Annotated in this window: 18 protein-coding genes; 4 read left to right on the top strand and 14 right to left on the bottom strand. The window is 66.7% G+C overall.

What is annotated here, in order from left to right; translation table 11 throughout:
* Positions 1-73: 73 nt before the first annotated feature.
* The 7 genes from C8D93_RS09950 to C8D93_RS09920 form a co-directional block, all read right to left on the bottom strand.
* A complete protein-coding gene (locus tag C8D93_RS09950) occupies positions 74-2,080 on the bottom strand; it encodes an acetoacetate--CoA ligase (protein ID WP_110265028.1) in 2,007 nt (668 codons plus the stop codon).
* Between the two features lie 13 nt (positions 2,081-2,093).
* On the bottom strand, positions 2,094-4,367 hold the full coding sequence (locus tag C8D93_RS09945) for a hydantoinase B/oxoprolinase family protein (RefSeq protein WP_110265027.1): 2,274 nt from the start codon (positions 4,365-4,367) through the stop codon (positions 2,094-2,096).
* 11 nt (positions 4,368-4,378) lie between these two features.
* Positions 4,379-6,508, bottom strand: coding sequence for a hydantoinase/oxoprolinase family protein (locus C8D93_RS09940; protein WP_110265026.1), 2,130 nt, complete (start codon positions 6,506-6,508; stop codon positions 4,379-4,381).
* Positions 6,505-6,918, bottom strand: a complete 414-nt coding sequence (locus C8D93_RS09935; protein ID WP_110265025.1) for an acetone carboxylase subunit gamma — start codon at positions 6,916-6,918, stop codon at positions 6,505-6,507. The genes C8D93_RS09940 and C8D93_RS09935 overlap by 4 nt, the downstream gene beginning before the upstream one ends.
* Positions 6,919-7,046: 128 nt before the next feature.
* A complete protein-coding gene (locus C8D93_RS09930) occupies positions 7,047-9,794 on the bottom strand; it encodes a winged helix-turn-helix domain-containing protein (protein WP_110265024.1) in 2,748 nt (915 codons plus the stop codon).
* Between the two features lie 52 nt (positions 9,795-9,846).
* Positions 9,847-10,866, bottom strand: a complete 1,020-nt coding sequence (locus C8D93_RS09925) for an NADP-dependent oxidoreductase (RefSeq protein WP_110265023.1) — start codon at positions 10,864-10,866, stop codon at positions 9,847-9,849.
* Positions 10,867-10,977: 111 nt separating this feature from the next.
* Positions 10,978-11,745, bottom strand: coding sequence for an SDR family NAD(P)-dependent oxidoreductase (locus C8D93_RS09920; RefSeq protein WP_110265022.1), 768 nt, complete (start codon positions 11,743-11,745; stop codon positions 10,978-10,980).
* A 128-nt stretch (positions 11,746-11,873) separates the two neighbouring features.
* On the opposite strand from C8D93_RS09920, the gene C8D93_RS09915 reads away from it, so the two are divergent.
* The 4 genes from C8D93_RS09915 to stpA are packed head-to-tail and all read left to right on the top strand — an operon-like array spanning position 11,874 to position 15,654.
* A complete protein-coding gene (locus tag C8D93_RS09915; protein ID WP_110265021.1) occupies positions 11,874-13,055 on the top strand; it encodes a lipid-transfer protein in 1,182 nt (393 codons plus the stop codon).
* A gap of 51 nt (positions 13,056-13,106) precedes the next feature.
* Positions 13,107-13,571 carry a low molecular weight protein-tyrosine-phosphatase gene (locus tag C8D93_RS09910; protein WP_110265020.1) on the top strand — a complete coding sequence of 155 codons (465 nt, stop codon included), beginning with the start codon at positions 13,107-13,109 and terminating at the stop codon, positions 13,569-13,571.
* Positions 13,568-14,374: a fructosamine kinase family protein gene (locus C8D93_RS09905; RefSeq protein WP_110265019.1), complete on the top strand. Its 807-nt coding sequence runs from the start codon at positions 13,568-13,570 to the stop codon at positions 14,372-14,374. The genes C8D93_RS09910 and C8D93_RS09905 overlap by 4 nt, the downstream gene beginning before the upstream one ends.
* Positions 14,375-14,394: 20 nt before the next feature.
* The gene (gene stpA / locus C8D93_RS09900; RefSeq protein WP_110265018.1) at positions 14,395-15,654 is read left to right on the top strand and encodes a glucosylglycerol 3-phosphatase; all 1,260 of its coding nucleotides are present in this window, start codon (positions 14,395-14,397) and stop codon (positions 15,652-15,654) included.
* 10 nt (positions 15,655-15,664) lie between these two features.
* On the opposite strand, the gene prpF is transcribed toward stpA, so the two are convergent.
* The 7 genes from prpF to C8D93_RS09855 form a co-directional block, all read right to left on the bottom strand.
* On the bottom strand, positions 15,665-16,852 hold the full coding sequence (gene prpF / locus C8D93_RS09895; RefSeq protein ID WP_110265017.1) for a 2-methylaconitate cis-trans isomerase PrpF: 1,188 nt from the start codon (positions 16,850-16,852) through the stop codon (positions 15,665-15,667).
* 5 nt (positions 16,853-16,857) lie between these two features.
* Entirely contained in the window at positions 16,858-17,433 is a 576-nt protein-coding gene (locus C8D93_RS09890) for a DUF6933 domain-containing protein (protein ID WP_110265016.1), read from the bottom strand.
* Positions 17,430-18,698 carry a restriction endonuclease subunit S gene (locus C8D93_RS09885; protein ID WP_110265015.1) on the bottom strand — a complete coding sequence of 423 codons (1,269 nt, stop codon included), beginning with the start codon at positions 18,696-18,698 and terminating at the stop codon, positions 17,430-17,432. Before C8D93_RS09885 ends, C8D93_RS09890 begins: the two co-directional genes overlap by 4 nt.
* Complete coding sequence (locus C8D93_RS09880; protein ID WP_110265014.1) at positions 18,691-20,337, bottom strand: HsdM family class I SAM-dependent methyltransferase; 1,647 nt, start codon at positions 20,335-20,337, stop codon at positions 18,691-18,693. Before C8D93_RS09880 ends, C8D93_RS09885 begins: the two co-directional genes overlap by 8 nt.
* Before the next feature lie 160 nt (positions 20,338-20,497).
* Positions 20,498-23,578: a type I restriction endonuclease subunit R gene (locus C8D93_RS09865; RefSeq protein ID WP_211307288.1), complete on the bottom strand. Its 3,081-nt coding sequence runs from the start codon at positions 23,576-23,578 to the stop codon at positions 20,498-20,500.
* On the bottom strand, positions 23,575-23,892 hold the full coding sequence (locus C8D93_RS09860; protein WP_110265011.1) for a type II toxin-antitoxin system RelE/ParE family toxin: 318 nt from the start codon (positions 23,890-23,892) through the stop codon (positions 23,575-23,577). The genes C8D93_RS09865 and C8D93_RS09860 overlap by 4 nt, the downstream gene beginning before the upstream one ends.
* Positions 23,889-24,131, bottom strand: a complete 243-nt coding sequence (locus tag C8D93_RS09855) for a type II toxin-antitoxin system ParD family antitoxin (RefSeq protein ID WP_110265010.1) — start codon at positions 24,129-24,131, stop codon at positions 23,889-23,891. The genes C8D93_RS09860 and C8D93_RS09855 overlap by 4 nt, the downstream gene beginning before the upstream one ends.
* Positions 24,132-24,361: the final 230 nt, after the last annotated feature.

Below are 24,361 nucleotides of genomic sequence, written 5' to 3'. Positions count from 1 at the left end.
CCGATGTCGCGCAGGGACCGCCCGATTATAGGCACGCACCGCCATCACCGGCGGCGAGTTGCGGAAACCGCCCTTACCGCGCTGCGGCGAGACGCCCGGCGAGCGCGACGAAGGGCTCGATCGCCGCCGGGTTCATCATCGCGTCGCGGCTCGCCGCCTTCTCCAGCGGCCAGCCCATCAGCAGCTTGCGCACCGGCACCTCCATCTTCTTGCCGGTGAGCGTGTACGGAATCTGCGGCACGACGAGAATCTCGTCCGGCACATGGCGCGGGCTGCAGTCCTGGCGCAGGCGCGCGTTGATCGCGCGGATCATCGTCTCGTCGAGCACCGCCCCGTCCTTGAGTCGCACGAACAGCGGCATGTAGAAGCGCCCACCGGACTGCTCGCAGCAGACGATCAGGCTGTCGGCGATGCCTTCGATCTGCTCCACGGCGCGGTAGATCTCGGCGGTGCCGATGCGCACGCCGTAGCGGTTCAGCGTCGAGTCGCTGCGCCCGTAGATGTAGCAGCCGCCGCGCGCGTTGATCTTGATGAAGTCGCCGTGCCGCCAGACGTCCTCGCCGTCGGGACCGTGGAACACGTCGAAGTAGGCCTCCTGGTAGCGGCGACCATCGGTGTCGTTCCAGAAGTACAGCGGCGCCGACGGAAACGGACGGGTGACGACAAGCTCGCCGACCTCGTCGACCAGCTCCTCGCCATCGTCGCTCCAGGCATGCACGTCCATGCCCAGCATGCGCCGCTGGATTTCGCCGGCGTAGACCGGCAGCGTCGGCGAGGCGCCGACGAAGCCGCTGGCGATCTCGGTGCCGCCCGACTGCGAGGTGACCCACAGATCGCGCTTCACGCAGTCGTACAGCCAGGCAAAGGTCTCCGGCGTCGACGGCGAGCCGCCGACCATGATCGCGTCGAGCTTCGACAGGTCGAAACGCTCGCCGGGCCTGAGACCCGCCTTCTCCATCATCTGGATGAAGGTCGGGCTGGCGCCGAAGAAGGTCGTGCCGGTATCCGCCGCGAGCTTCCACAGCAGGTCGGGCTGCGGATGCGCGGGGCTGCCGTCGTAGAGCACCGCCGCACCGCCGGTCAGCAGCGACGACAGCACCAGGTTCCACATCACCCAGCCGGTCGTGCTGTAGAAGAACATCGCCGAATCGGGACCGAGCCCGAAGTGGAAATGCGTGAGCTTGAGGTGTTCGAGCAGCGCGCCGACGTGGCTGTGGACGATCGCCTTCGGCAGGCCGGTCGTGCCCGAGGAGAACAGCACCCACAGCGGATGATCGTAAGGCACGCGCTCGTAACGGAACGCCTCGCGCGCGACCGCAGGGCGGTCGAGCAGTGACGCCCAGCTTCGCGCCTGCGCCACCGGCGCCGCGGCACCCGCATCCAGGTACGGCAGCCAGACGACGGTCTGCAGCGATGGCAAGGCCTCGGCGATGCGCCGGACCTCGGCCGTGCGCGAGAAGTCCTTGCCGCCGAAGCGGTAGCCGTCGGCCGCGAACAGCAGCTTCGGCTCGATCTGCGCGAAGCGGTCGACCACGGTCTGCACGCCGAACTCCGGCGCGGCCGACGACCACACCGCGCCGACGGCCATCGTCGCCATCATCGCGACCGCGGTTTCGGCGATGTTCGGCAGGTACGAGACCACACGGTCGCCGGGGCCGATACCCAGCTCGCGCAAGGCCGTCGCCAGCCGCCGCACCTGCCCTCCCAGCTCGGCCACGCTCATGCGTGCGAGCGGCCGCAGCTCCGACAGGTGATGCAGCGCGATCCGCTCCGGCGCCTCGGCCTCGTGGCGCAGCAGGTGCTCGGCGTAGTTGAGCTGCGAGCCTTCGAACCACTTCGCGCCGCGCATGCGCCGCTCGCTGAGCACCGCGTGATACGGCGTCGACGACTGCACGTCGAAGTAGTCCCACACTGCGCCCCAGAAGGCTTCGATCTCGTTCACCGACCAGCGCCACAGCGCGTCGTAGTCAGGGAGATCCAGCCCGCGCTCGCGTCGCAGCCAGCGCTGGAAGCGCGCGACGTTGCTCGCCTCGGCGAACTCGGGCCGCGGCGTCCACAGCAGCTCCCCTTCGACCGTCATCGCCGATGCCCCTTCAGCGCGACTGCTGCCGGCACTGCTCCAGCTCGTCCTTGGCCGCCTTCAGTTCGGCCTGCAGGCCGGCGATCTGCACGTCCTTGGGATTGAGCATGAACTGACTCTGCAGGGCCTTGCCTTCCATCTTCACGCGCTGGCCCATCATCACGCCGTAGACCTCGTCCGGATCGTCCCAGCAGCCCATGAACGGCAGGTGCGCCGGCGGCTCCGGGGTGGTCCAGGTCTGCACGAACGCGTCGTAGGGCACGCCGCGCGCGAGGCGCGCCTTGCGCTCGGCGTCGCGCGCGGCCTGTGTCGCCGCTTCGTCCAGCATCAGGGTCTGGGGATCGAAGGCCACCTTGAAGATTTCGCGCGCGGTGTCGTGCGAGATCAGGTCTTCCTCGATGTCCTTCATCACCAGCGCCGGATCGCGCTGCAGCACGTCGCCGTAACCGCCGCCGGAGCCCTGGCACATCATGTACAGCTCGCCAGGCGCGGCCAGCTCGAAGGTCATGCCCATGTCGTGCGTCGAGTAGCTCGCGCCCTCGAACGGCTGCGTGTTCATGATGTCGATGATGTCGAAGCTGAACAGCTCCGGCTTGTCCTTGAGCACCTCGAAGATGTTGATGCCCTTGACCTTGCACAGCGGATAGGTCGGCGAGGCATAGCCGCCGAACAGCGGCTGCGCCGACGAGAACAGCGAGCCCGAGCAGCCGGTCATGAAACCCCACAGGCCGGACTTGCGGTAGGTGTGGATCTGCTCGTAGCCGAGGCCGCTGCGGTACTTGCCGAAGCCGACGCGATCCTTGGCCAGCGTGAAGGCGCCGAGGCGGATCATCGGCAGGTCTTCCTCCTGCAGCTCGATCTCGCCGAGGTCGCAGTGCGCGGCGAACGGCGGCGACACCGAATGCTCGCCGTCACGGTGCGCGCGTCCGCCCTGCCCCATGCCGTTGATGTCGGCGCAGAAGTTGCCGACGTACTCGCCGTGCTGGGTCAGGCCGCCGTAGATCAGCGTCGCCGGCTGGTCGTACTGCGGCGCGACCGTCGCGGTATAGCGGTGCGGCAGGCTGTAGCCGAGCTTGGCCATCGGGATGCAGGCGATGGTCATGGTCTTGAACAGCGGGATCAGGCTCATCGCCTGCGGCGTCTCGAAGGAGCCGTTGATCAGCGACTTGTCGTCGAAGATGAAGTCGAACGGCGTGAACACCGCCATCGTGAACGGCAGGTCCGGCCAGATGTTCTGCATGTAGCCGGTGAACAGCATCGTCTTGAACGAGGCCTGGCAGGCATTGATCGAGCGGTTCAGCAGCTCCGGCGAGGACCCGCGCATGTCGACGATCATGCGGTCACCCTTCACGGTGATCGCCATGTTCAGCTTGAGCATCGCGTTCTCGCGCAGCGTCGAGTCGGCGAAGGAGACCGTGCGCGTCGTGCCGTCCGGCAGCTCGCGGATGCGGCGCTTCACCTCCTCGACGACGTCCTCGATGTGCTGGCGCAGCGTGGCGATCAGCGCCTCCTCGCCATGCTCCTCCAGCACCTTGAGGATGCGCTCGCGCAGGCGCAGCACCGAGTGCAGGCGCACCTTCATGTCCTCGAGCTGCAGCTTGGGATCGCGCACCGAGTTCTGCAGGAAGGTCACCAGGTCGCGCTTGAGCTCGCCGTTCTCGGCGACGCGGAACGGCGGCATCTTCAGGCCTTCGTCATACTTGCTCTCGGCGGCCGCCGGCATGCCGCCCGGCTCGCAGGAGCCGTTCTCCCCTTCGTGGATGGTCGCGGACAGCCAGCAGACCAGCTTCCCCTTCCAGAACACCGGCATCATCATCGACTGGTCGGTGTTGTGGATGCCGCCGTAGCGGGCGTCGTTGTGAATGAAGCCATCGCCGTCGCGCACGCCGACCGTGGGCTCGTTCGCCCAGTACTTGTTGATGAACTTGATCGGGTAGAACACCGCGGCGGCGAAGCCGCCGACGCCATGCGGCGCGATCATCGACAGGTCGCCGCTCGCGGTGAAGATCGCGGTGGTCATGTCGCCCCACTTCGCACCGGGGGCCACACCCATCTGCTCGATCATCGTGTGGCTTTCGTCGAGTGCCGCGACGACCAGACCGCGCACCTCGTTGATCTTGTGCGCGTCGATGCGGCCGCTGTTCAGCAGCTCGTCCTCGATCGCCGACCGCGGCTCGATGCGGTGGTTCTCCATGATCGCCGGATCGGGGGCGAGGAACAGCTTGTTCTGATCGAGGAATTCGTCGATCAAGGCCTGCTGGGCGGCGCTCGGGCGGATGTCATCCATGTCGTTCTCCTCTAATTGATCTGCGTGAACCACACCGCGTTCTGCGCCGCCGCCTGGTAGCGCCAGCCCGGCTCGATCAGGTAGGTCGTCGCGCGGGTGACGACGATGGCGGGGCCGTCGATCGTGGTGCCGGCCGCCAGCGCGGCCTCGTCGTAGATCGGCGTCGTGATGCCCTGGTCGTGGCCGACGAAGTGGCACACGCGCTCGCCGACTGGCGCCGGCGCCGGCAGCGCATGTCCGTTCGGCTTGATGCCCTTGAAGGTGATGCCCGGGTGCTGCACGAACGAGCACACGCGGATGGTGTTGATGCGCACGCCTGCTTCGGGCGTCTGGCTGCCCTTGCCGAAGCGCTCGCCGTAGCGCGTGTGGAACTGCTCGATCAGCTTGAGCACGTCCTCCGGCGAGCTGACCCGGTTCAGGTCGGTGACGACCGCGGTCTCGACGCGCTGGTTGCCGTAGCGCATGTCCAGTTCCAGGCGATAGCCGATCTCGTCGTCGGCGAAGCCCTGGCGGACCAGGTCCTCGCGCCCACGCCGCTCCAGCTCCTCGACGATGCGGTTGAAGCGCGGATAGTCGGTGAAGAACCTGCGCTGGTTGGCGTCGAACAGCGTCGTCCAGGTGCTCATCTCGTGGATGTGCAACTGGCTCATGTTGCCCGCACCGCAGGCGGAGAACACCGACGCGAACGGCGGCGCGAGGATCGTCTTCACGCCCAGCGCCCGCGCGATGCCGCAGGCATGCAGCGGGCCGTTGCCGCCATAGGCCAGCGTCGTGAAGTTGTGCGGCTCGTAGCCACGCGTGCGCAGTTCGCGGGCGATGCCGTTGGCCATGTTGGTGTCGACCGTCTGCTTGACCAGCTTGGCGACCTCGACCAGCTCCATGTCCAGCTCGTCGCACAGGTCCTCGTAGGCCTGCTTGGCGCGACGCGGATTGAGCGGGATGTAGCCGTTGGCGTAGTTCTTCGGGTCGAGATAGCCGAGCAGCAGATCGGCGTCGGTGACCGTCGGGTTCATGCCGCCGCGGTCGTAGCATGCGGGTCCGGGATCGGACCCCGCACTCTCGGGACCGACCTGGATGGTCTTGAACATGCGGTCGTAGCGGCAGATCGATCCGCCACCCGCCCCCAGCGTCACCAGGTGCACCATCGGCACGCTGACCATCCAGCGCTCGATCACCGGGTTGAAGTCGTAGTGCTTGACGCCGCCCTCGACGACGATGCCGATGTCGAAGCTGGTGCCGCCCATGTCGGTGGCGACGATGTTGCCGAGCTCCGCCTGCAGCGCGAGGTGCTCGCTCGCGGCGATGCCCGACACCGGACCGGAATGCACCGTCTGCAGGGCATCGGTCGAGTTGAGCTGCGCCATGCCGCCGGAGTTGTGGTTGACCAGCATCGGCTTGTCGTAGCCGGCGCCGCGCAGGTTCAGCTCCAGCGTGCCGAGGCCGTGATACATCACCTGGTGCAGGAAGCCGTCCATGATCGTCGACATCGCGCGCACGTACTCGCCCTTGCGTCCGGCCACCTGGTGCGACAGCAGGATCGGCACCGCCCCGAGCAGATGCCCCGGATACTCCTCGAGGAAGATCTCGCGCACGCGCAGCTCGTGCACCGGATTGACGACCGAGTTGGCGAACACGACGCAGATGACCTCGGCGCCCTTGTCGACGAGCTGGCGCATCTTGTCGCGCAGATCGTCCTCGTCGAGACCGAGCACGACGTCACCGTCGTAGTCGACGCGTTCGCGCACGTCGAGAATCATCGGAATCGGCACGATGGGATCGGGACGCTGGGCGTTCGGCACGTCCATCTGCTGCTTGTGCGGCAGGCCGACGCCGTAACCCTTGGCGCGCGCCAGCGGCACCGAGCTGCGGAAGCCCGCCGTCGTCAGCAGGCCCAGGCGCGGACCCTTGCGCTCGATCAGCGCGTTGGTGCCGAGCGTCGTCGCGTAGCGCACCGAATCGACCTGTGACAGCAGCTGACGCTCGTCGAGCTGCAGCTCGGCGCAGGCGTTCTTCAGCGCCTCGTTGAAACCTAGCGCGAGGTTGTGATGCGTCGTCAGCGCCTTGCTCTCGACGTAGCGGTTTTCCCAGGCGACGAAGCAGTCGGTGAAGGTGCCACCGATATCCACCGAGACGCGCTTCACCGGTGCGCTCCGTGGTCGTGGCTGTGCACCTTGCGCGGCGGATCGCTGCCGATGGGGGCCTCGGCAACCTCCGGGCGGTCCTTCCACTGGGCCTTGAGGGCATCGATGTCCAGCTCGATGTCGCGCACCGGCGGGTGGCCCGGCGGCAGGTACTCGGTCTCGATCATCGCGCCGCAGTGCCGGCAGTAGTACTCCAGGATCCGGCACCACTCGGGGTTCGGCGAGTAGGTGAGCGTGTACTTCGACGGATCGAGCAGCGGCTTGTGGATCTCGCGCGGATCGCGGTTGTAGACCAGCAGACCGCGCTTGTAGTTGTCGCGCGCCGGGTGCAGCACGCCGCCGCAGTGGCGGCACTCCCACTGCTCGCTGTCCAGGTCGATGCGCAGGTTTTCCGTGATCAGGACTTTCAAGTGCGTCTCCTCCGTTGCGCTGTCGTGCGCATTGCTGGGAGAAGACTCGGCCAAAGCCACCCGCGGCACCCCACCCGAAAGAATTGATCTGCACCCCGTCCCGCGCGCAGACCCCTTCGCCGGTCCCCCTACTCGACCAGCCCGAGCTGTCGGGCCACCGCCACCGCCTGCATGCGGTTGTTGATCTGCAGCTTTTCGAAGATGTTGCGCAGATGCCACTTCACGGTATTGGTCGACACCGACAGGCGCTCGGCCAGATCCTTGTTGGACAGGCCCATGGCGACATAGGTGAGCAAGCGGCGTTCCTTGTTGGTCAGCGACTCCAGCAGCCCGCCCTGCGCATCCAGCGGCGGCGCCACCGGCCGCAGCAGGCTGGGCCCGGGCTCGCCGGCTTCGGCGAGCAGATGATCGAGGTCGGCCAGCACGGCCTCCTGGCGTGCGATGTCGGGCAGCGTGTCGAAACAGCGCCGGAGATCGCGCAGCAGCGCCAGCGCCGGTGGCCCCTCGTCGAGCAGCGCACGGACGAACTGCCGCGGCAGGCCGATTTCCAGTGCATCGAGCAGCGCGCGTCGCGCCAGGTTTGCGTGGCCTTCCGCCTGGTGCGCCAGCGCCAGCATGACCAGCAGCTTGAGCTCGCGGCGCCGGCGCCGGCGGCTGCGCGCGATGCGCAGGGCCCACTGCAGCTCGGTGCGCGCCTCGGACAGCCGCCCGAGCCGGATCATCAGCCGCGCCCAGGTGACGGTATGCGCCTCCGTCTCGCCGGCATGGAACATCAGTGCGGCGTCCGCGGAGAAGCGCGCGACATCGAACTCGCGCAGCCGCCGCTCGGCGAGGTCCAGATCGCCGCCGAGCGTGGACAGGCGCACCCGTTCGGCCTGGGCATAGCCGACCAGTCGCTGGAAGCCGTGCTGGTATCCCGCGTAGAGCGCACGCTCGAGCACGTGTTCGGCCGCGGCGGCATCGCCGCGGTTCATCGCGATGCGCGCCTGCACCAGGTACATCACGCCGAGCGAGTCGACGATGACCTGCTTCTCCGCCAGCGGCCCGTACTCGTTGAGCAGGGTTTCGGCTTCCGGAATGCGGTTCTGTTCGTAGTAACCATCGGCCAGGTACATCGCCAGCACCGAGCCGGCAGTCACCGAACCATGGGCTTCCTCCTCGGTGCGCCGCAGTGCCGCCCCCAGGCCCCGCACCGCCTCGGCGATGTGCGCCTCGGCGCTCAGGGTCATGCTGTAGATGGCCTCCTGATAGGCCTGCCCGAACAGGAAGCCGTCGCGGTCGTGCAGCGGACGCGCACGCAACAGCAGGCCGCGCGCCTGCTCGAAATCCGACTGCGCGCACAGCTGCATCGCCCGCGCGTTCAGCGTCACCGCGTACTGGAAGCCGTCGCGCTCGTCCAGTCGCGTGCTGGCGTCGAGCGCGCGCTCGCCGAGCTCCTGGATGCGGTCCTGCGCCGCGAGTACGAACAGCTGCGCGTAGTCGTGCACGGCGCGGGCATGGGCGTCGCCGTTGGCGCCCAGACGCTGCGCGCGCGCCTCGATCAGCCGGTTGGCCTTGTCGAAGGCGCGCCGGTAGCCGTAGGCGATGATTGCCGCCGAGGCAACGTTCTCGCAGTCGAGCATCAGCTCGACGGGCAGCGCGTCGACGTAACGCTCGATCAGCGCGAGGCGTTCCTGTGCCAGCAGGTGATCGATGACACCGGTCAGCAGGTCCAGCGCGCGCGGATGGTCGCCGGCCTCGATGGCGTGCTGGATCGCCTCCTCGCGGTAGCCGTGCTCGGCGTACCAGTCGGCGACGCAGCGATGGCGCTGTCGCAGCTCGGCTTCCGACACCTCGCGGCGCATGCGCGCGAGCAAAAAGCGCCGGAACAGGTTGTGGAAGCGGTACCAGCGGCCTTCGAGATCGGTATTGGCGAGGAACAGGCCGGCACGTTCGATGCGGCGGATCAGCTGCTCGCCGTCCTCGACGCCGGTGAGATGTTCGACCAGCGAGCTGCTGATCTTCTCCGGCACGCTCAGATCGAACAGTGCGGCCTGAAGGTCCGTCGCCAGATGCTCGAAGACCTCGGTCGCCAGAAAGTCGATCAGGTCGCTGGTCACGCCCTTGCCGGCACGCGCCAGACTGCGATGGCGACGACCGCGCCGCAGGCACAGGCGGTAGCACTGCAATGCAGCCGGCCAGCCGTCGGTACTGGCGTGGATGTCGTCGATCTCGCGCGGCGACAGGTCGGCGAACTCGCGGAAGAACTCGTGGCTTTCCGCGGGACGGAAGCGCAGCTCGTCCTCGTCGACGATCACCACCTGCTCGCGCAGCTGCAGTCCGGCCAGACGGCCGCCGGGCAGCACGCGCGTGCCCAGGCACAGCTGCACCCCGGACGGCAGCAGCCGCACGATCTGCGCCAGCACACCCTCGAGGCCGTCGGTGAAGGCCTGCTCGAAGTTGTCGACGACGACCAGGCCGGCGCCGTCGATGCGCTGCAGGGTGCGCGCCAGGTTCTGCAGGGTCGGCGGACGCGGGTCGCTGCGCACGCGACGCTGGCGCTGGTGTTCGTCGAAGCCGTCGACCGCATCGCAGAGCAGGCGCAGAAACTGCGTGGTGTCGGTGGCCTGCGCGTCCATGCGCGCCCAGGCGATGCGGTCGCCCTGGTCGGCGCGGAACTGCGAGTACTGGCGCAGCAGCGTGGTCTTGCCGAAACCGGCGGGGCCGCGGACGATGACCAGAGGGACCCGCTGATGCTGCTTGAGCCGTTCCAGCGGCTCGTGACGGAGCACGTGCGTGCGCAGCGCGCCTTCCGCGCCGCCGTACTGCGGATCGTTGGCGATGCCCGCCGCCACCGAGTCGATCGCCGCATTGCGGCGCCTGGGGCTGCCCTGCATGTCCGCCACCTCCTCGGCTGCCTGCCGTGGCGCGCCGTCTGCGTCGTTCGCGTCAGCCGGGATCCGGTCCGATGCGGACCATCACCTTGCCGTTGTTGCCGCCGCTGTACAGCAGCTTGAGCGCATCGACGGCATTCTCGATGCCGTCGACCACGTGCAGACGATACTTGAGCCGGCCTTCGAGCATCCAGCCGGCGAGCTTCTGCTGGAACTCCGGATAGCGGTCCAGATAATCCAGAATCACGAAGCCCTGCACCGTCAGCCGCCGCATGATCAGATTGCGGAACATGTACGGTCCCGGCACCGGCCCCGAGGCGTTGTAGGTGGAGATCAGTCCGCAGATCACCACCCGGCCGAAGTCCTTCATCACCGTGAGGCCGGCATCGAGCACGTCGCCGCCGACGTTCTCGAAATGCACATCGACGCCGCCGGGCGCCAGCGCCTTCAGCCGCTCGACGACGTTCTCGTTCTTGTAGTCGACGACCTCGTCATAGCCCATCTCGCGCTTGAGCCAGTCGCACTTCTCGCGGCCGCCGGCGACGCCGATCGTGCGGCAGCCGTGGATCTTGGCGATCTGACCGACGAGCATGCCCACCGCACCGGCCGCGGCGGTGACGACCACGGTGTCGCCCGGCTTGGGCTTGCCGATCTCCATCAGGCCGACCAGCGCCGTCGGACCGGCCACGGTGAGCACGCCGAAGGCATCGGCCAGCGGCAGGCCCGGCAGCGGCGGCAGCTTCTGGAAGGCGGAACCGTCGTCGACGAGATACTCCGACCAGGTGCCCAGACCGACAACCCGGTCGCCCGCCTGGTAGCCGGCGTGGCGCGATTCGACGACTTCGCCGACGAGAAAGCCGCGCATGCGCTCGCCCAGCGGGATGCGATCCATGTAGATGTCCCACTCGCCGATCCACAGGCGATGGGTCGCATCCAGCGACATGTAGACCGCGCGGATCAGGAACTCGCCGTCCTCGAGCGCCGGCACCGGCTCCGACCGCAGGACCAGCGTCTGCGCATCGATGTCGCCCTTGGGAGGCTGGTTGTAATACCAGTGGCGCGCCGTGGTCGGCATTCGGTTCTCCTCGCTGATGTGATGGGCAATGCCCCGTTTTGCCCGAGCTTAGGGTGGCAGGGCCACCCCCGCCCCACCCGAAAGAGGGGCACGCCCGGTGCGCGCGTCCGCCTACATGTTCTCCAGGCTGGTACAGGTCACGCCGCCGTCGACGACCAGTGCGGCGCCCGACACGTAGCGGGCGCGGTCGGAACACAGAAACAGCGCCGCGTCGGCGATGTCCTGCGCAGACCCCAGCCTGCCGAGCGGCACCCGCTGCGCGACGTCGCGCTTGATCCGCGCCAATGCCTCGCCCTCGCCGTAGGCCCGCAGGATCGGCGTATCGATGAAGCCCGGCAGAATCACGTTGCTCCGGATGTTCGGCTGTTCCTTCACCAGATCGCGGGTGAACTTGACCAGGCCGGCCTTGCAGGCGCTGTAGCAGGCATGGCCGCCGGCCTGGATGATGGCCGCGATCGACGCGATGTTGACGATGCTGCCGCCGCTGCGCGCGAGCAGCGGCAAGGCGTGGCGCGCGGCCAGCATCGGCCCCTTGAGCAGGACGGCGAACTGCAGGTCGATCGCCGCTTCGCTGAGGTCGGCGATCGGCTCGAGCCGTGCCAGTCCGGCGTTGTTGATCAGTGCGTCCAGCGCGCCGAACTCCTGCTCGACGGCCTTCATGAACACCGCGATCTCCGTAGCGGATGCCGCATCGAGCCGCCGGGCGAACCAGCGCCGATCCGACGCTTCCGGCACCGGCACCGCTGCGAGCGCCACCTCGTCGATGTCGGTCGCCAGCACGCGAGCGCCCGCATCGAGAAACGCCCGCGCGATCGCCAGCCCGATACCGGACGCCGCGCCAGTGACCAGCACGGTCTTGTCGTGAAAGTCGAAGGGCATGTTGTTCTCCTCGTGGTCGCGGCCGCAGTCTGGGACCCGCGCCTGCAGTGCGCCCTACCTCAATGGGCGGTGTGTCCGCGGCCTCTGCGCCTTACGGTCGGGGTCCAGCATGCGTCGAGGAGCACCCCATGCAGCCCGTCATCGTCGCCGGCGTCGGCATGATTCCGTTTGCAAAACCGGGCGCCTCGGCGCCGTACCCGCAGATGGGCGCAAGCGCCGCGCGCCTGGCGCTCGAGGACGCCGCTGTCGACCATGCCTGGATCGAGCAGGCCTACGCCGGCTACGTCTACGGCGACTCGACCTGCGGACAGCGCGCGCTCTACGAGGTCGGCATGAGCGGTGTGCCGGTGCTCAACGTCAACAACAACTGCTCGACCGGTTCCAGCGCGCTGTTCCTTGCGCGCCAGGCCATCGCCTCGGGCGCCGCCGACTGCGTGCTCGCGCTGGGCTTCGAGCAGATGAAGCCGGGCGCCCTCGGCACGCAGTTCGATGACCGGCCCAGCCCCTTCGAGCGCTTCGATGCACTGGCCGACGAACTCGTCGGCGAACCGCAGATTCCGCTGGCGATCCGCTACTTCGGCGGCGCCGGGCTGGCGCACATGAAGCAGTACGGCACGCAGCTGTCGACCTTCGCCAAGATCCGCGCGAAGGCCAGCCGGCACGCCGCGAACAACCCGCTCGCGCTGTTCCGCAAGGTGGTCGACGAGGACGAAGTCATGGCCTCGCCGGCGATCTGGCCCGGTGTCATGACGCGCCTGATGGCCTGTCCGCCCACCTGCGGCGCCGCCGCCGCGGTGCTGTGCAGCGAAGGCTTCGCGCGCCGCCACGGCCTGCGCAGCGACGTGCGCATCCGCGCACAGGCGATGACCACCGACACCCCCGCGACCTTTGAGTCGCGCGACATGCGTGAACTGGTCGGCTACGGCATGACCCGCCGCGCGGCGCAGTCGGTCTACACCGCCGCCGGCATCGGCCCGCAGGACGTGGACGTCGTCGAGCTGCACGACTGCTTCGCGCAGAACGAGCTGATCACCTACGAAGGTCTGGGCCTGTGCGCCGAGGGCGAGGCCGAACGCTTCGTCTGCGACGGCGACAACACCTATGGCGGACGCGTGGTCACCAACCCGTCCGGCGGCCTGCTGTCCAAGGGCCATCCGCTGGGTGCGACCGGACTGGCGCAGTGCACCGAGCTGGTCCATCAGCTGCGCGGCAGCGCCGGAGAGCGCCAGGTCGACGGCGCACGTCTCGCGCTGCAGCACAACCTCGGCCTCGGCGGCGCCTGCGTGGTCACGCTCTACGAGCGCTGCTGACGCCGAGCGGTATCCTCTGATCCTCGTTTCGATGGATCACCGGAGTCCCGCATGCGCGAACCTGCGGTGCTGTTCGTCTGTCTGGGCAACATCTGCCGCTCGCCGCTGGCGGAAGCGGCGTTCCGTGCCGAGGCCTCGCGCGTGGGCCTGGAGGTCGAGATCGACTCCGCCGGCACCGGCGACTGGCATGTCGGGCATGCGCCCGACCGTCGCGCGCAGGCGGTGGCGCGTCGTCATGGCATCGACATCGCGCACTACCGCGCGCGCCAGGTCTGCGCGGCGGATTTCCATCGCTTCACCCATGTCGTGGCCATGGACGGCGAGAATCTGCGCCTGCTGCGGCGACTCCGGCCCGCCGACGCGCGCGCCGAACTGAGCCTGCTGCTGGATCACGTGGCCGGTCGCGCCGGCGAATCGGTGGCCGATCCCTACTACGGCGACGCCGAAGGTTTCGACCTGACCTGGGCGGACGTGAGCGCCGGCGCCGCGGCGCTCGTCCACACGCTGCGTGCATGACCGACGCGGCCCGGCACGCGGCCGACCTGCTCGGACGCCGCCTGCAGCGCGCCGAGCCCCTTGCCGGCGGCGACCTGTCGACGGTGCAACGACTCGTGTTCGACGATGGCCTGCACGCCGTCGTCAAGGCCGGCGGCGCCGCGCCGGTGGAGGCCGCGATGCTGCAGGCGCTGCGTGCGGCCGGCGCCCCGACACCGGAGGTGCTGGCCTGCGACGGGCAGGTGCTGGTGCTGTCCTGGGTCGATGCGGACGGAGCGGTCGCCCCGGCCTGGCACGACCTCGGTTGCGTCCTCGCACGCCTGCACGCCCGTACCGGACCCGGCTACGGCTGGGCGCAGGACTACGCCTTCGGCCCGCTGCCGATCGACAACCGTACTCATGCGCACTGGCCGACGTTCTGGGCGCAGCGACGCCTGCTGCCCCTCGTGCCGTCGCTGCCCTCCGCGCTGGCGCGGCGCATCGAACGCCTCGCCGGCACGCTCGACGCGCGGCTGCCTGCGACACCGCCGGCCTCGCTGCTGCACGGCGATCTCTGGCACGGCAACGTGCTGTGCGCAGGCCATCGCGTCGCCGCGCTGATCGATCCTGCCTGCTACTACGGAGATGCCGAGGTCGATCTGGCCATGCTGCAGCTGTTCGACCGGCCGGATGCCGACTTTCATGCCGGATACGGTCCGCGGCGGCCCGGTCACGCCGAGCGCCTGCCCATCTACCGCCTGTGGCCGGCGCTGGTACACCTGACGCTGTTCGGCCAGGGCTACCGGGCGCTGGTCGAGCGCCAGTTGCGCGACGCCGGCGTGTGACGCGGGGCTAACATGACGGCATGCACCCGCTCTACTCGCTCGACCACGACGCCGCACTGAGTGCTCTGGCCGCCACGCCGGACCTGCTGCTCATCCAGGACCTCGACGGCGTCTGCATGCCCCTGGCCCGGGACCCGCTGACGCGGACCCTGGCGCGCCACTACATCGAGGCGGCACGCGAACTCGACGGACATTTCCAGGTGCTCACCAACGGCGAGCACATCGGTCGCCGCGGCGTGAACGGCATCGTCGAGCGCGCACTGGGCGACGCTGCGCTGGCGCGTTCGCACGGGCTCTATCTGCCGGGCCTGGGCGCCGGCGGCATCCAGTTGCAGGACCGCTTCGGCGCGGTGTCGCATCCCGGCGTCAGCGAGGCCGAACTGGCCTTCCTCGCCGGCGTTCCGCAACGCGCCCGGCAGGCCCTGCGCACGATGCTGGCGTCGCCGCCGTTCGACATCCCGTCCGACGAACTGGAGAGGCTGGTCGAGACGACCGTGCTCGACAACCCTGCGTCCCCCACCCTCAACCTCAACGCCCTGCATCACCGATATGCCGATCGGCCCGGGCTCTATGCGCGCCTGCAACAGGCGGCGGCGGCGTTCATGGCCGAGCAGCTGCGGCAGGCGGAGGCGCAGGGCCTCGGCGCCGCCTTCTTCGTGCATTACGCGCCGAATCTCGGCCACGAGGCGGATGGCCGCGAGCGCATCAAGCCTGCCGATGCCGAACACGCCGGCACGACCGATTTCCAGCTGATGCTGCGTGGCGCCGTCAAGGAGGTCGGCGTGCTCGTCGCGCTCAACCACTACTACGCGCGCAGGACCGGCAGCCATCCGCTCGGCGAGCGCTTCAATGCGCGCGAGGCGCCGCACACGCTCGATGCCTTGCTCGATCTCGCCGAGCGCAGCCTCGACAAGGCCCTGATGCCGCGTCTCATCGGCGTCGGCGACACGGTGACCTCGGTCGAGGATGCCGACGGCACTCGCCGGCGCGGCGGCAGCGACCGCGGCTTCCTCACGCTGGTGCAGAACCTGGGCCGGCGCTTCGGCCGCGACAACCTCGTCTGCTACGTCGACAGCAGTGGCGGCGAGGTGCGGCGCGCGGGCATCGACGCCGCCCTGCTCGCACAGGCCCACGACGCGCAAGACCCACGCCTGTGGCAGGCGCTCAGCGGCATCAGCGATGCCGATGACCCGCTGCGCCTGAACCTGATCTTCCCGCTCGGACACGGCCAGTACGTCGACTTCTTCTGCCGGCTCGCAGCCCGGCGCGGCCAGCGCTAGCCGCTGCGTCTCAGAACGCGTCGCCCGGCACGCGCACCCAGCCTTCCATCAGCACCCGCGCCGAGCGCGACATGATGGCCTTCTTCACGATCCACTGGCCGTCGACCTGCTCGGCCGCCGCGCCGACACGCAGCGTGCCGGACGGGTGTCCGAAGCGCACCGCCTCGCGCGCGCCGCCGCCGGCGGCGAGATTGACCAGCGTGCCCGGGACGGCTGCCGCGGTGGCGATGGCCACCGCACAGGTGCCCATCATCGCGTGGTGCAGCTTGCCCATGGACAGCGCGCGCACGTTGAGGTCGATGTCTCCGGCATGGATGGCCTTGCCGCTGGAGGCGACGTAGTCCTTCGGCGGTGACACGAAGGCGATCTTGGGCGTGTGCTGGCGCTGCGCGGCCTCCTCGGGCGTCTTGATCAGCCCCATGCGCAGCGCGCCGGCGACGCGGATCGCCTCGCATCGGGCCAGCAGCTCCGGTTTCGTGTTGATCGCCTCGCGCAGCTCCGTGCCGGTGAAGCCGATCTCGTCCGCGTTGACGAACACGGTGGGAATGCCGGCCGTGATCATCGTCGCCTTGAGCGTGCCGATGCCCGGGACATCGAGATCGTCGACGAGCGCGCCGGTCGGGAACATGGACCCGCCCTCGTCGCCGTCGTCCGACGGATCGAGGAACTCCAGCACGATCTCGGCGGCCGGGAAGGTCACGCCGTCGAGTTCGAAGTCGCCGGTCTCCTGCACCTGTCCGTTCGTGACCGGCACGTGGGCGATGATCGTCTTCTTGATGTTGGCCTGCCAGATTCGCACCGTGCAGATGCCGTCGCGCGGCACGCGCGCCGGGTCCATCAGCCCGGCATGGATCGCGAACGCGCCGGCCGCCGTCGACAGGTTGCCGCAGTTGCCGCTCCAGTCGACGAAGGCCTTGTCGATCGACACCTGGCCGTAGAGATAGTCGACGTCGTGATCCGGCTGCGTGCTCTTCGACAGCATCACGCACTTGCTGGTCGACGAGGTTGCCCCACCCATGCCGTCGATGTGCGCGGCATACGGATCGGGGCTGCCGATCACGCGCATCAGCAGCTTGTCGCGCGCCGGCCCCGGCTGCCGGCAACGCTCCGGCAGATCGCCGAGCCGGAAGAACACACCCTTGCTGGTGCCGCCGCGCATGTAGGTGGCGGGAATCTTGGTCTGGGGAATGTGCGTCATGGGGGTCAGTGCCGTGTCTGGGTTGTGATGGAGGAAAGATCGGCCGAGAGCAGACGCGCACGGACGAGGTCCAGCGGCTTCTGCCAGTCCTGGTAACCGTAGCGGCGCCCGGGCCGGGCAAACGAGGGGTGACGAAAGAGTCCTTCCCACTGCCCCGCCGCTGCCTCGGGCAGCGAGCGATTGCGGTGGGCAAAGTGTATCCAGGCCTCATCCTTGAAGCGGTTGAGCGAACCGAGCAGGCTGCGGTCGCGCGTATTGGCAAAGACCGGTGGCGCTTCCCAGGCCCGGATCTCGTCGCCGGCCAGCGGATGCTCGTTCAGATCGAAGCCGTAGTGCATGAACAGCTTGAACAATTGCTCACCGGCGTAGTGGTTCAGCTGGCGAAGGCTCTCGGCCCGCCCCGGCAGCACCAGCCCCGCACCGGTGGCCGCGTTGAGCAGTGTCACGAAGGGCTCGCGATCCAGAAAGTCCACGTCCGCATACCACTCGCCCAGCGGGTTGGTTGACGGCGGCGGCTCCGGCAGCTTCGCCGGCTGGCGCAGGCGCCTGAGCAGTTTGGCGGTGCAGCGCAGGACGATCATGCCACCCGCACCTGACCATTCATCAGCAGCGGGAGGAGCCAGTCGCGGAGCTGGGTGAGTTCGCGGTTTTCCCGCAAACCTCTCTCGATACGTTCGAACATCGGTCGGGTAACAGCACAGAACGCCAGAATCTTCTCGGTCGGGGGTCTGACAAGCTGTGTCCAATCAATGTCGTTGGTGACGATGGAGTTAAACGTGGAGCCGGACGCCTTGACCTTCAGGTGATGCACCAGCCTCTTGGCGTGCAGGAACACATAGGGATAGCTTTCCGGGGTCTTCGGCCGAAGCGCGTAGCAAGACTGGTTCATTGCCATTGCGCGCCCTGCAATCACCACCTTTCCGACCGAGCCTCTTGCGGTGATGAACACCACTCCACGATCGAAAGTCTGACTGCTGCAGTTCGCCAGACCCGACTCCGTGATCGTTTCCTCTGTCACGAGCTGGAAAGTGTCGCCCGTGGCGTCGGTTGGTGTGAAGAACGGAATATCGCCATTCCAATAGCTGTTGTTCGCCTTGGTGGGCGTGCCGCCGCCCAAGACATCCGCCACTGAACCAATGTTGTCACCCGCCCACCCGGCCGGAATCTCGCGCTTGAGGGTGTCGTTCCAGACCATCCGGCCGCCGCTGGTCTTGTAGGGGCGGCCGTTGTCGTCGGGGAAGTCGAACTGCACGAACCAGTAGTCGTAAATCGTCTTCGCCAGCGCCTCCAGCTCGGCGTTGATGCGGTTGTTGAGGTCGATCTTGGCGTCGAGAACTGACAGGGCTGCCGCGATTCCCTTCTGAGTTTCGACGGGAGGTAAGGGAAGCGATACCTCATAGATCCGCTCGGGCGAGGTGTGCCTTACTTTGCTTCCGCTTGCCGTGTTGCTGAGTTGTGTCCTGACGGATTGCGTCCTGAACGCGTAGTAGAGGAAGCCAAGATCAATGTCGCCGCTCGTCGCCGTAACCTTGCCGATTCGCTGGTTGTGTAGATAGCGGCCGTCTTCAGGCACGAAGGCCATGCTTCCGAGGAGACCTTCGGCCTGCTCGGTCATGGCGACAATCAGGTCACCGCGCTTGTGCAGATAATCGGCCGGGAACTGAGCGTCGTAGAACTTTTCCTTTCCAGGTTGGTACTTGAAGCCGCCCGACTCCCAAAAGTTCCCCGGCGTCAGGACGACATGCTTTCCGGCATCCGCAAAGTATTCGCTCTTGAACGGAAACCCATGCTTGACGTGAATAAGTCCCTTCAACGCACTGCTGCGCCACGCCTTGATCTCACTCATGCCTCAAGACCCCAACAGCCTCGATGATCTTGGCTTCGAGTTCGCGTGACTGCTGGAACATCTGTACGAGATTCGATCGATAGGCGCCGAGCATTTCAGCGAACTGTTCCGGTGTCAGATCGCTGTACTCAATCTTCACATCGAAATACTGTCCCGCACTCAGCGAGCAGTTCCTGGCGGCGATCTCGTCGTAGCTGACGACCACCGAGAAGTCCTCCACCGCCTCGCGGGCGTTGAAGGTCTTGATGATGCGCTGCTCTTCCTCCGCACTGAGCAGGGTTTTCTGGTTCTTGCCTTCCTTGACCTTGGTGCCGAGGTTCGAGGCATCGATCAGCACCACCTTGTCGTGTGCGCCCTTGTCGATGAACAGGATCGAGACGTTGGTGCCGGTGGTGGCGAAGATGTTGCTCGGCATGGAGACGACGCCGGCGATCCATTTTTCCTCCACCAGCTTCTGGCGGATGGCCCGCTCGATGCCGCTGGCGGCGGTGATGAAGCCGGTGGGCACGACGACGGCCGCCTTGCCGCTGTCCTTGAGCGAAAACAGGATGTGCTGGATGAACAAGAGATAGATCGCCATCTTGTCCTTGGCCTTGTTCGGCACCCTGGGAATGCCGGCGAAGAAGCGTGGGGCGTTGGCGTCGGTGTCGAGATCGTCGCGAAACTCCGCGAAGTCCATCTTGAACGGCGGATTGGAGACGATGTAGTCGAAGCGGCGCAGGCGGCTGGGCGCGTCCTTGTCCCGGTGCACGGGATGCAGGATGGTGTTGCCCTGCACGACGTTCGGGATGCTGTGGACCAGCTTGTTGAGCACGAGGTTCAGGCGCAACAGGCTGGAGGACTTCTGCGAGACGTCCTGCGCCCAGATGCTGCACTTGTCTTCGCCGATCGCGTGGGCCAGCGCCATCAGCAGGGTGCCGGAGCCGCTCGCCGGGTCGTAGCAGGTGACATCACGCACCGCGCCGCGCCGGTCCTGCGGCACGAGGATCTCGGCCATGATGGTGGCGACGGCGTGCGGCGTGTAGTACTCGGCGTACTTGCCGCCGTTGTCCTTGTTGTAGTCCTTGATCAGGTACTCGAACAACGCGGCGTAGAAGTCGTACTTCTGCTCGAACAGGCGCTCGAAGCTGAAGGCGACCAGCTTGTTGAAGATGGCGCGGCAGAAGGCATCGCGCTTGTCGGCGCTGCCGGTGACGTATTCGCTCAGGCGGTCGAACAGCGGCACCTTCTCGCCGTCCTCGGTGCGCACCGCGAAGATCTCGTGGTTGGCCGCCGCGATGGCGACGAGGGTGTCGTCGTAGCGCTTCGCGAAACCCGGCTCATGGAGCCGGTTGAACAGGCTGGGAATGAGCTGCTCGGCGGTGAGGCGCGGTACATCGGGGCCGAGCTGCAGTTCCAGCATGTCGCGTTCGCTGACGGGCAGAGCCTGCCAGGCCTTGATCCAGTCGTCGGCGTTCGCCAGCTTCGGCTCCAGCCGCTTCATCTCCCAGGCGAACTTGTCGCACAGCAGCTTGTAGAGGAAGGTCTGGACGATGATCTTGTATTCGTTGCCGTCATTCCCCAGACCATGATGGGCGCAGACGGCCTTGAGGCCATCGATCAGGTCGCGGGTCTGCTGCTGGTAGCTGGGCGGGTTCATGCCTTGAGTGTGTCGTGCATACGCTTGAGAAAGGCCTTGCTATCGAAGGGGCGCGGTTGGCCTGAACGCTCGCCGGCCCTCAGAGCATCCTGCAAGCGCTTGATCCTCCGTGCGCGACTCTTCGCGCTGCCGGTTGTGTTCTGTACTGGTGGCTTGGTCATCAGAACGGCAGCGTCCCTTGCGACTCGCTCAGGTACTCACGGGCCAGCAATTGCTGGATCAGCTTGCAGGTGTTGGCATCGGGCGGCGGCGGCGCCGCCTTGAAGTGCTCGACCACGATGGGCATGAGCTGGCGCTCGAAGTAGGCCATGTTGCCGAGCAACTGCCGGTTGCCGAGCACGATCTGGTCGGTCGCCTGCTTGATGCCCGACAGGGCCGCGTGCAGGCGCGTGTCTCCGCCGAGCTGGCCGGATTCGCGCAGGCGCTTGTGCACACGCATCAGCTTGGCGTCGCCCGCGTACCTGGCCTGGAGGTTGGCGTTGTCATTGTTGAGCCGGCGGGCGCGGGCCTCGATGCTCTTCAGCGCGGTGAGGTTGCCCTGCATTTCTGCCTGGCCGACTTCGCTGAGCTTTTTCTTCTTGAACAGGCGTTCGAGTTCCTGCTTCAGCGCGATCCATTTGGGGTCGGCCGGGTCCAGCGTGCCGCCGAGGGCCTCGCGGGTGCGGCGCAGGGTGTCCTTCAGTTCGTCGGCGAGCTTGAGTTCTGCCTCGCCGATCTTCTCGAAGCGGAAGATCACGTCTTCCAGCGCCTGATTGAGCAGGCTGGTGCTGTCGTGGGCCTGTTCGATCTGCTGCTTGAGGTTGAGCGCCGCGAGCGCGTTCTGCGCCTCGATGTGCAGCCTGCGCAGCATGTTGAAATCCAGCAGCGCCTTGAGTTCGTCCTGCCCGCTCAGACGGATCAGGTTGTACAGCTCGCGTGCGCTGGCCAGGGCCTTGACGATGGCCAGCAACTGCTGCCGGTCCTCGATGGCGCCGACCTGCTGCGAGAACAGTTCGGCATCATCCAGCGAGAAGGCAAACAGCGCCTCCTTGATGGCTTCGATGTCGCTGCGGATTTCGTCCGCGGTCTTGAACAGTTGGCTGTAATGCTGCATCTCGTCGCCAAGCTCGGCGCTGAGTTCGTCGTAGTAGCTCTTGTTGGCCTTGTCGAACTCGGCCTGGATGTCGGCGAAGTCCACGACGTAGCCGTAGCGGAGGCCCTTGTAGCGGCGGTTGACGCGGGTCAGGGCCTGCAGCAGGTTGTGGTCCTTGATGACGCGGCCGAAGTACAGCTTCTTCAGGCGCGGGGCGTCAAAGCCGGTCAGCAGCATGTTGTAGACAAACAGCAGATCGACCCGGCCGCGCTTGAAGTCCTTGATCTGGTCTTCGCGGAATTGCTTGTCGCCCTCGTCGTGCAGGATCAACGCAGCGGTGAGCGGCGCCTTGCCGTAGGCCGGGCCGGAAGAGGCCGCCCGCACCGTCCGCGCCTCGGGGTCGTTGGCGGCATCGGTCGCGGGATCGATCCTGGCCTGCGCACGCAATTGGAACTGCTGGTACAGCTCGCGCGCCTGTTCGGCGCTGTCACTAATGACCATGCCGCCGATGCTGGTGTCGCCGTGGGTGATTCGCGCCTGGTCGAAGTCGCTCAGGATGTAGTCGAGCATCGCCGCCACGAACTTCGGATGCGCAAACAGCGCCTTCTTCTCGATGTCGCCCTGCTGCACACGTACGCTTTCCAGTGCCTGCTGCATCTGCATGCGATAGCGCGTGGCGATCTCCTCGCGGATCAGGCGCAGGGTGTAACCGTCGGCGATCGAGGCGTTGTAGTAGTACTTGTGCAGGTAGTCGCCGAACAATGCCTTCGACTGCAGGGTTTCGCCGATCAGCGGCGTGCCGGTGAGGCCGATCTTGATGGCGTTGCGGTCTGATTGCTCCAGGTTGGCGAGAAAGCTGCCCCTGGGGTTGTAACTGCGGTGCACCTCGTCAAGAAAGTACACGCGCTGGACGTTGAGGTTGTAGTCCTGCGCGGCAGCGACCTCCGGGTCGTCCTTGAACTTCTGGATGTTGACCACGGTGATTTCCGGCACACCCCGGTCGTTGAGGGCTGCGACGCTTTTCTTGATATCGCGTGCGAATGCATCACGGCTGTCGATGACGTTGACGGTCAAGCCGCGCAGGCGAAACTCGTCGCGCGCCTGCTTGAGCAGATCCAGCCGGTCCACGATGAAATAGAACCGCGCCACCTGGCCGCGACGCTGGAACCAGTCGGTCAGAAAGGCGACGTTGTAGTACGCGAGCGCGGTCTTGCCGCTGCCCTGTGTGTGCCAGACGATCCCCTTGCGCGCGCCCTCGTCCAGCCTCCGCGCGATGGCCAGCGTGGCGAACATCTGCGGGTAGCGCATGACATGCCGTTCGATGCCCTCCTCATGGTCCAGCCAGGCGAACGCGTACTGCAGCAGAAAGGCCAACCGCTCGCGGCTGAATAGTGACGTGCAGATGCGATGGGTGGGGGTGTCGGGCCGCTTGTTGCGCTCGAACTCCGGCGTCCCCTTGATGCTGACCAGATTGTTGTCGCGGAGGATGAGATCCTCGAAAGCTTCGTCGAGGGGGCCGGCGGCAACGGCCACTGCGGCTGTTTGCTCTTCGCGAAAGTGATTGAAATGCGCGGCTCCGTACGTGGATGTGGCGTAGAACGCACCTTGAACCGGCTCGGCTACGCCATCGTCATATTCCATGTTGTTGGAAAAGACGAGGAGCTGGGTGAGATTGAAGAAATGCCTGAACTTCGGATTGGCGTGACGGCGATCCATGCGGCGGCGCTCTTCGAGGATGCCACCTGCGTTCATGCGCTTCTTGACTTCGATCATCGCCAGCGGCAGGCCGTTGACGAGCAGCACGATGTCGGGCCGGAACTGGTCTTCGCCGCTCTCGAACGGAAGTTCTGTAACGACGTGGAAGCTGTTGTTGTCGAGAATGTCGAAGTCGACCAGGCGCAAACCGGAACGGGCGGTCAGGCGCGTGTGGAAGGCCTTGCCGAGGTCTTCGTTCTGCAGGTCGAGATGGATGTCGTCCAGCAGCCGCTGAACGTCGCCGCGCTCGATGCCCGGATTGATGCGGGTGATGGCGGACTCGAAGATCCCGGTGAAGATATTGTTGCGCCGATCCCACTCAGCCCCTTTCAGCGACAGGTAGTGGTAGCCCAGCCGGGTCAGGTGCAGCAGGGCCGGGATCTTGACGCGGGAATCTTCGTTGAAGGCGCTCATCCGGATGGCGCCATCCATGCCGGAATGTCGCGCTGTGCGTGCAGCACGCGACTGATGTCGATGTACTGCTCGCGTTCGACGTAGAAGATCAGGTACGGAAACTTCTTCAAGGGCCAGAAGCGCAACGCGTGGGCCTTCAACACGTCGGCATATCGGCTGGACCCTGTCCCGGGATGCCGCGCGATCTGCTTGATTGCGCCTTCCAGTGCGTCGGCGAATGCGAGTTCCAATGCAAGGCCGCCCTGCCCGGCATACCAAGCCGCCGCATCGTCCACGTCGCGTCTAGCCTGCGGATGCCAGCGCAGCGGCTTCACTTGCTGGCGGCCCGATCCCGTGCGCGTTGGCGCATCTGGTCGAAGAAGTCAGGCTCCATCGGCTCGGCTGGGCCGGAGTTGAAGCCCTCCAGCAGCAAGCCGCGGAGCTTTTCGATGTCGCGCTGCTTGCGGATCAGGTCGCGCAGGTACTCGCTGGTGGAGGCGTAGGCGTGCTCGGCCACCTGCTGGTCGACGAAGGCCTTGAGGTCATCGGTGAGGGAAATGTTCATCGTGGCCATGATCGCAACACCTTATGGCAAAGATTGCCAATGAAGCGTACTGCCGCGCTCCACAGGCCGCAAGCGACCGCGGCCTTCTCTCCATCGAGGCTCAGACGCCGTCCGGAATGCCCGGCTCGGCGAGCTGCGCCAGCCGCATCAGCGACGTCTGCCCACCCAGGGGCAGCGGCGCTCGGCCGGTATCGCGTCCGCAATACCGGCCTGAACGCTCTCTGCCCCCGCACCGCAGC

The sequence above is a fragment of the Sinimarinibacterium flocculans genome (genome assembly GCF_003201205.1).
Taxonomy (GTDB): domain Bacteria; phylum Pseudomonadota; class Gammaproteobacteria; order Nevskiales; family Nevskiaceae; genus Solimonas; species Solimonas flocculans.
The sequence above is the reverse complement of the archived record's forward strand: the minus strand, read 5'-3'. Positions and strand labels throughout refer to the sequence as shown.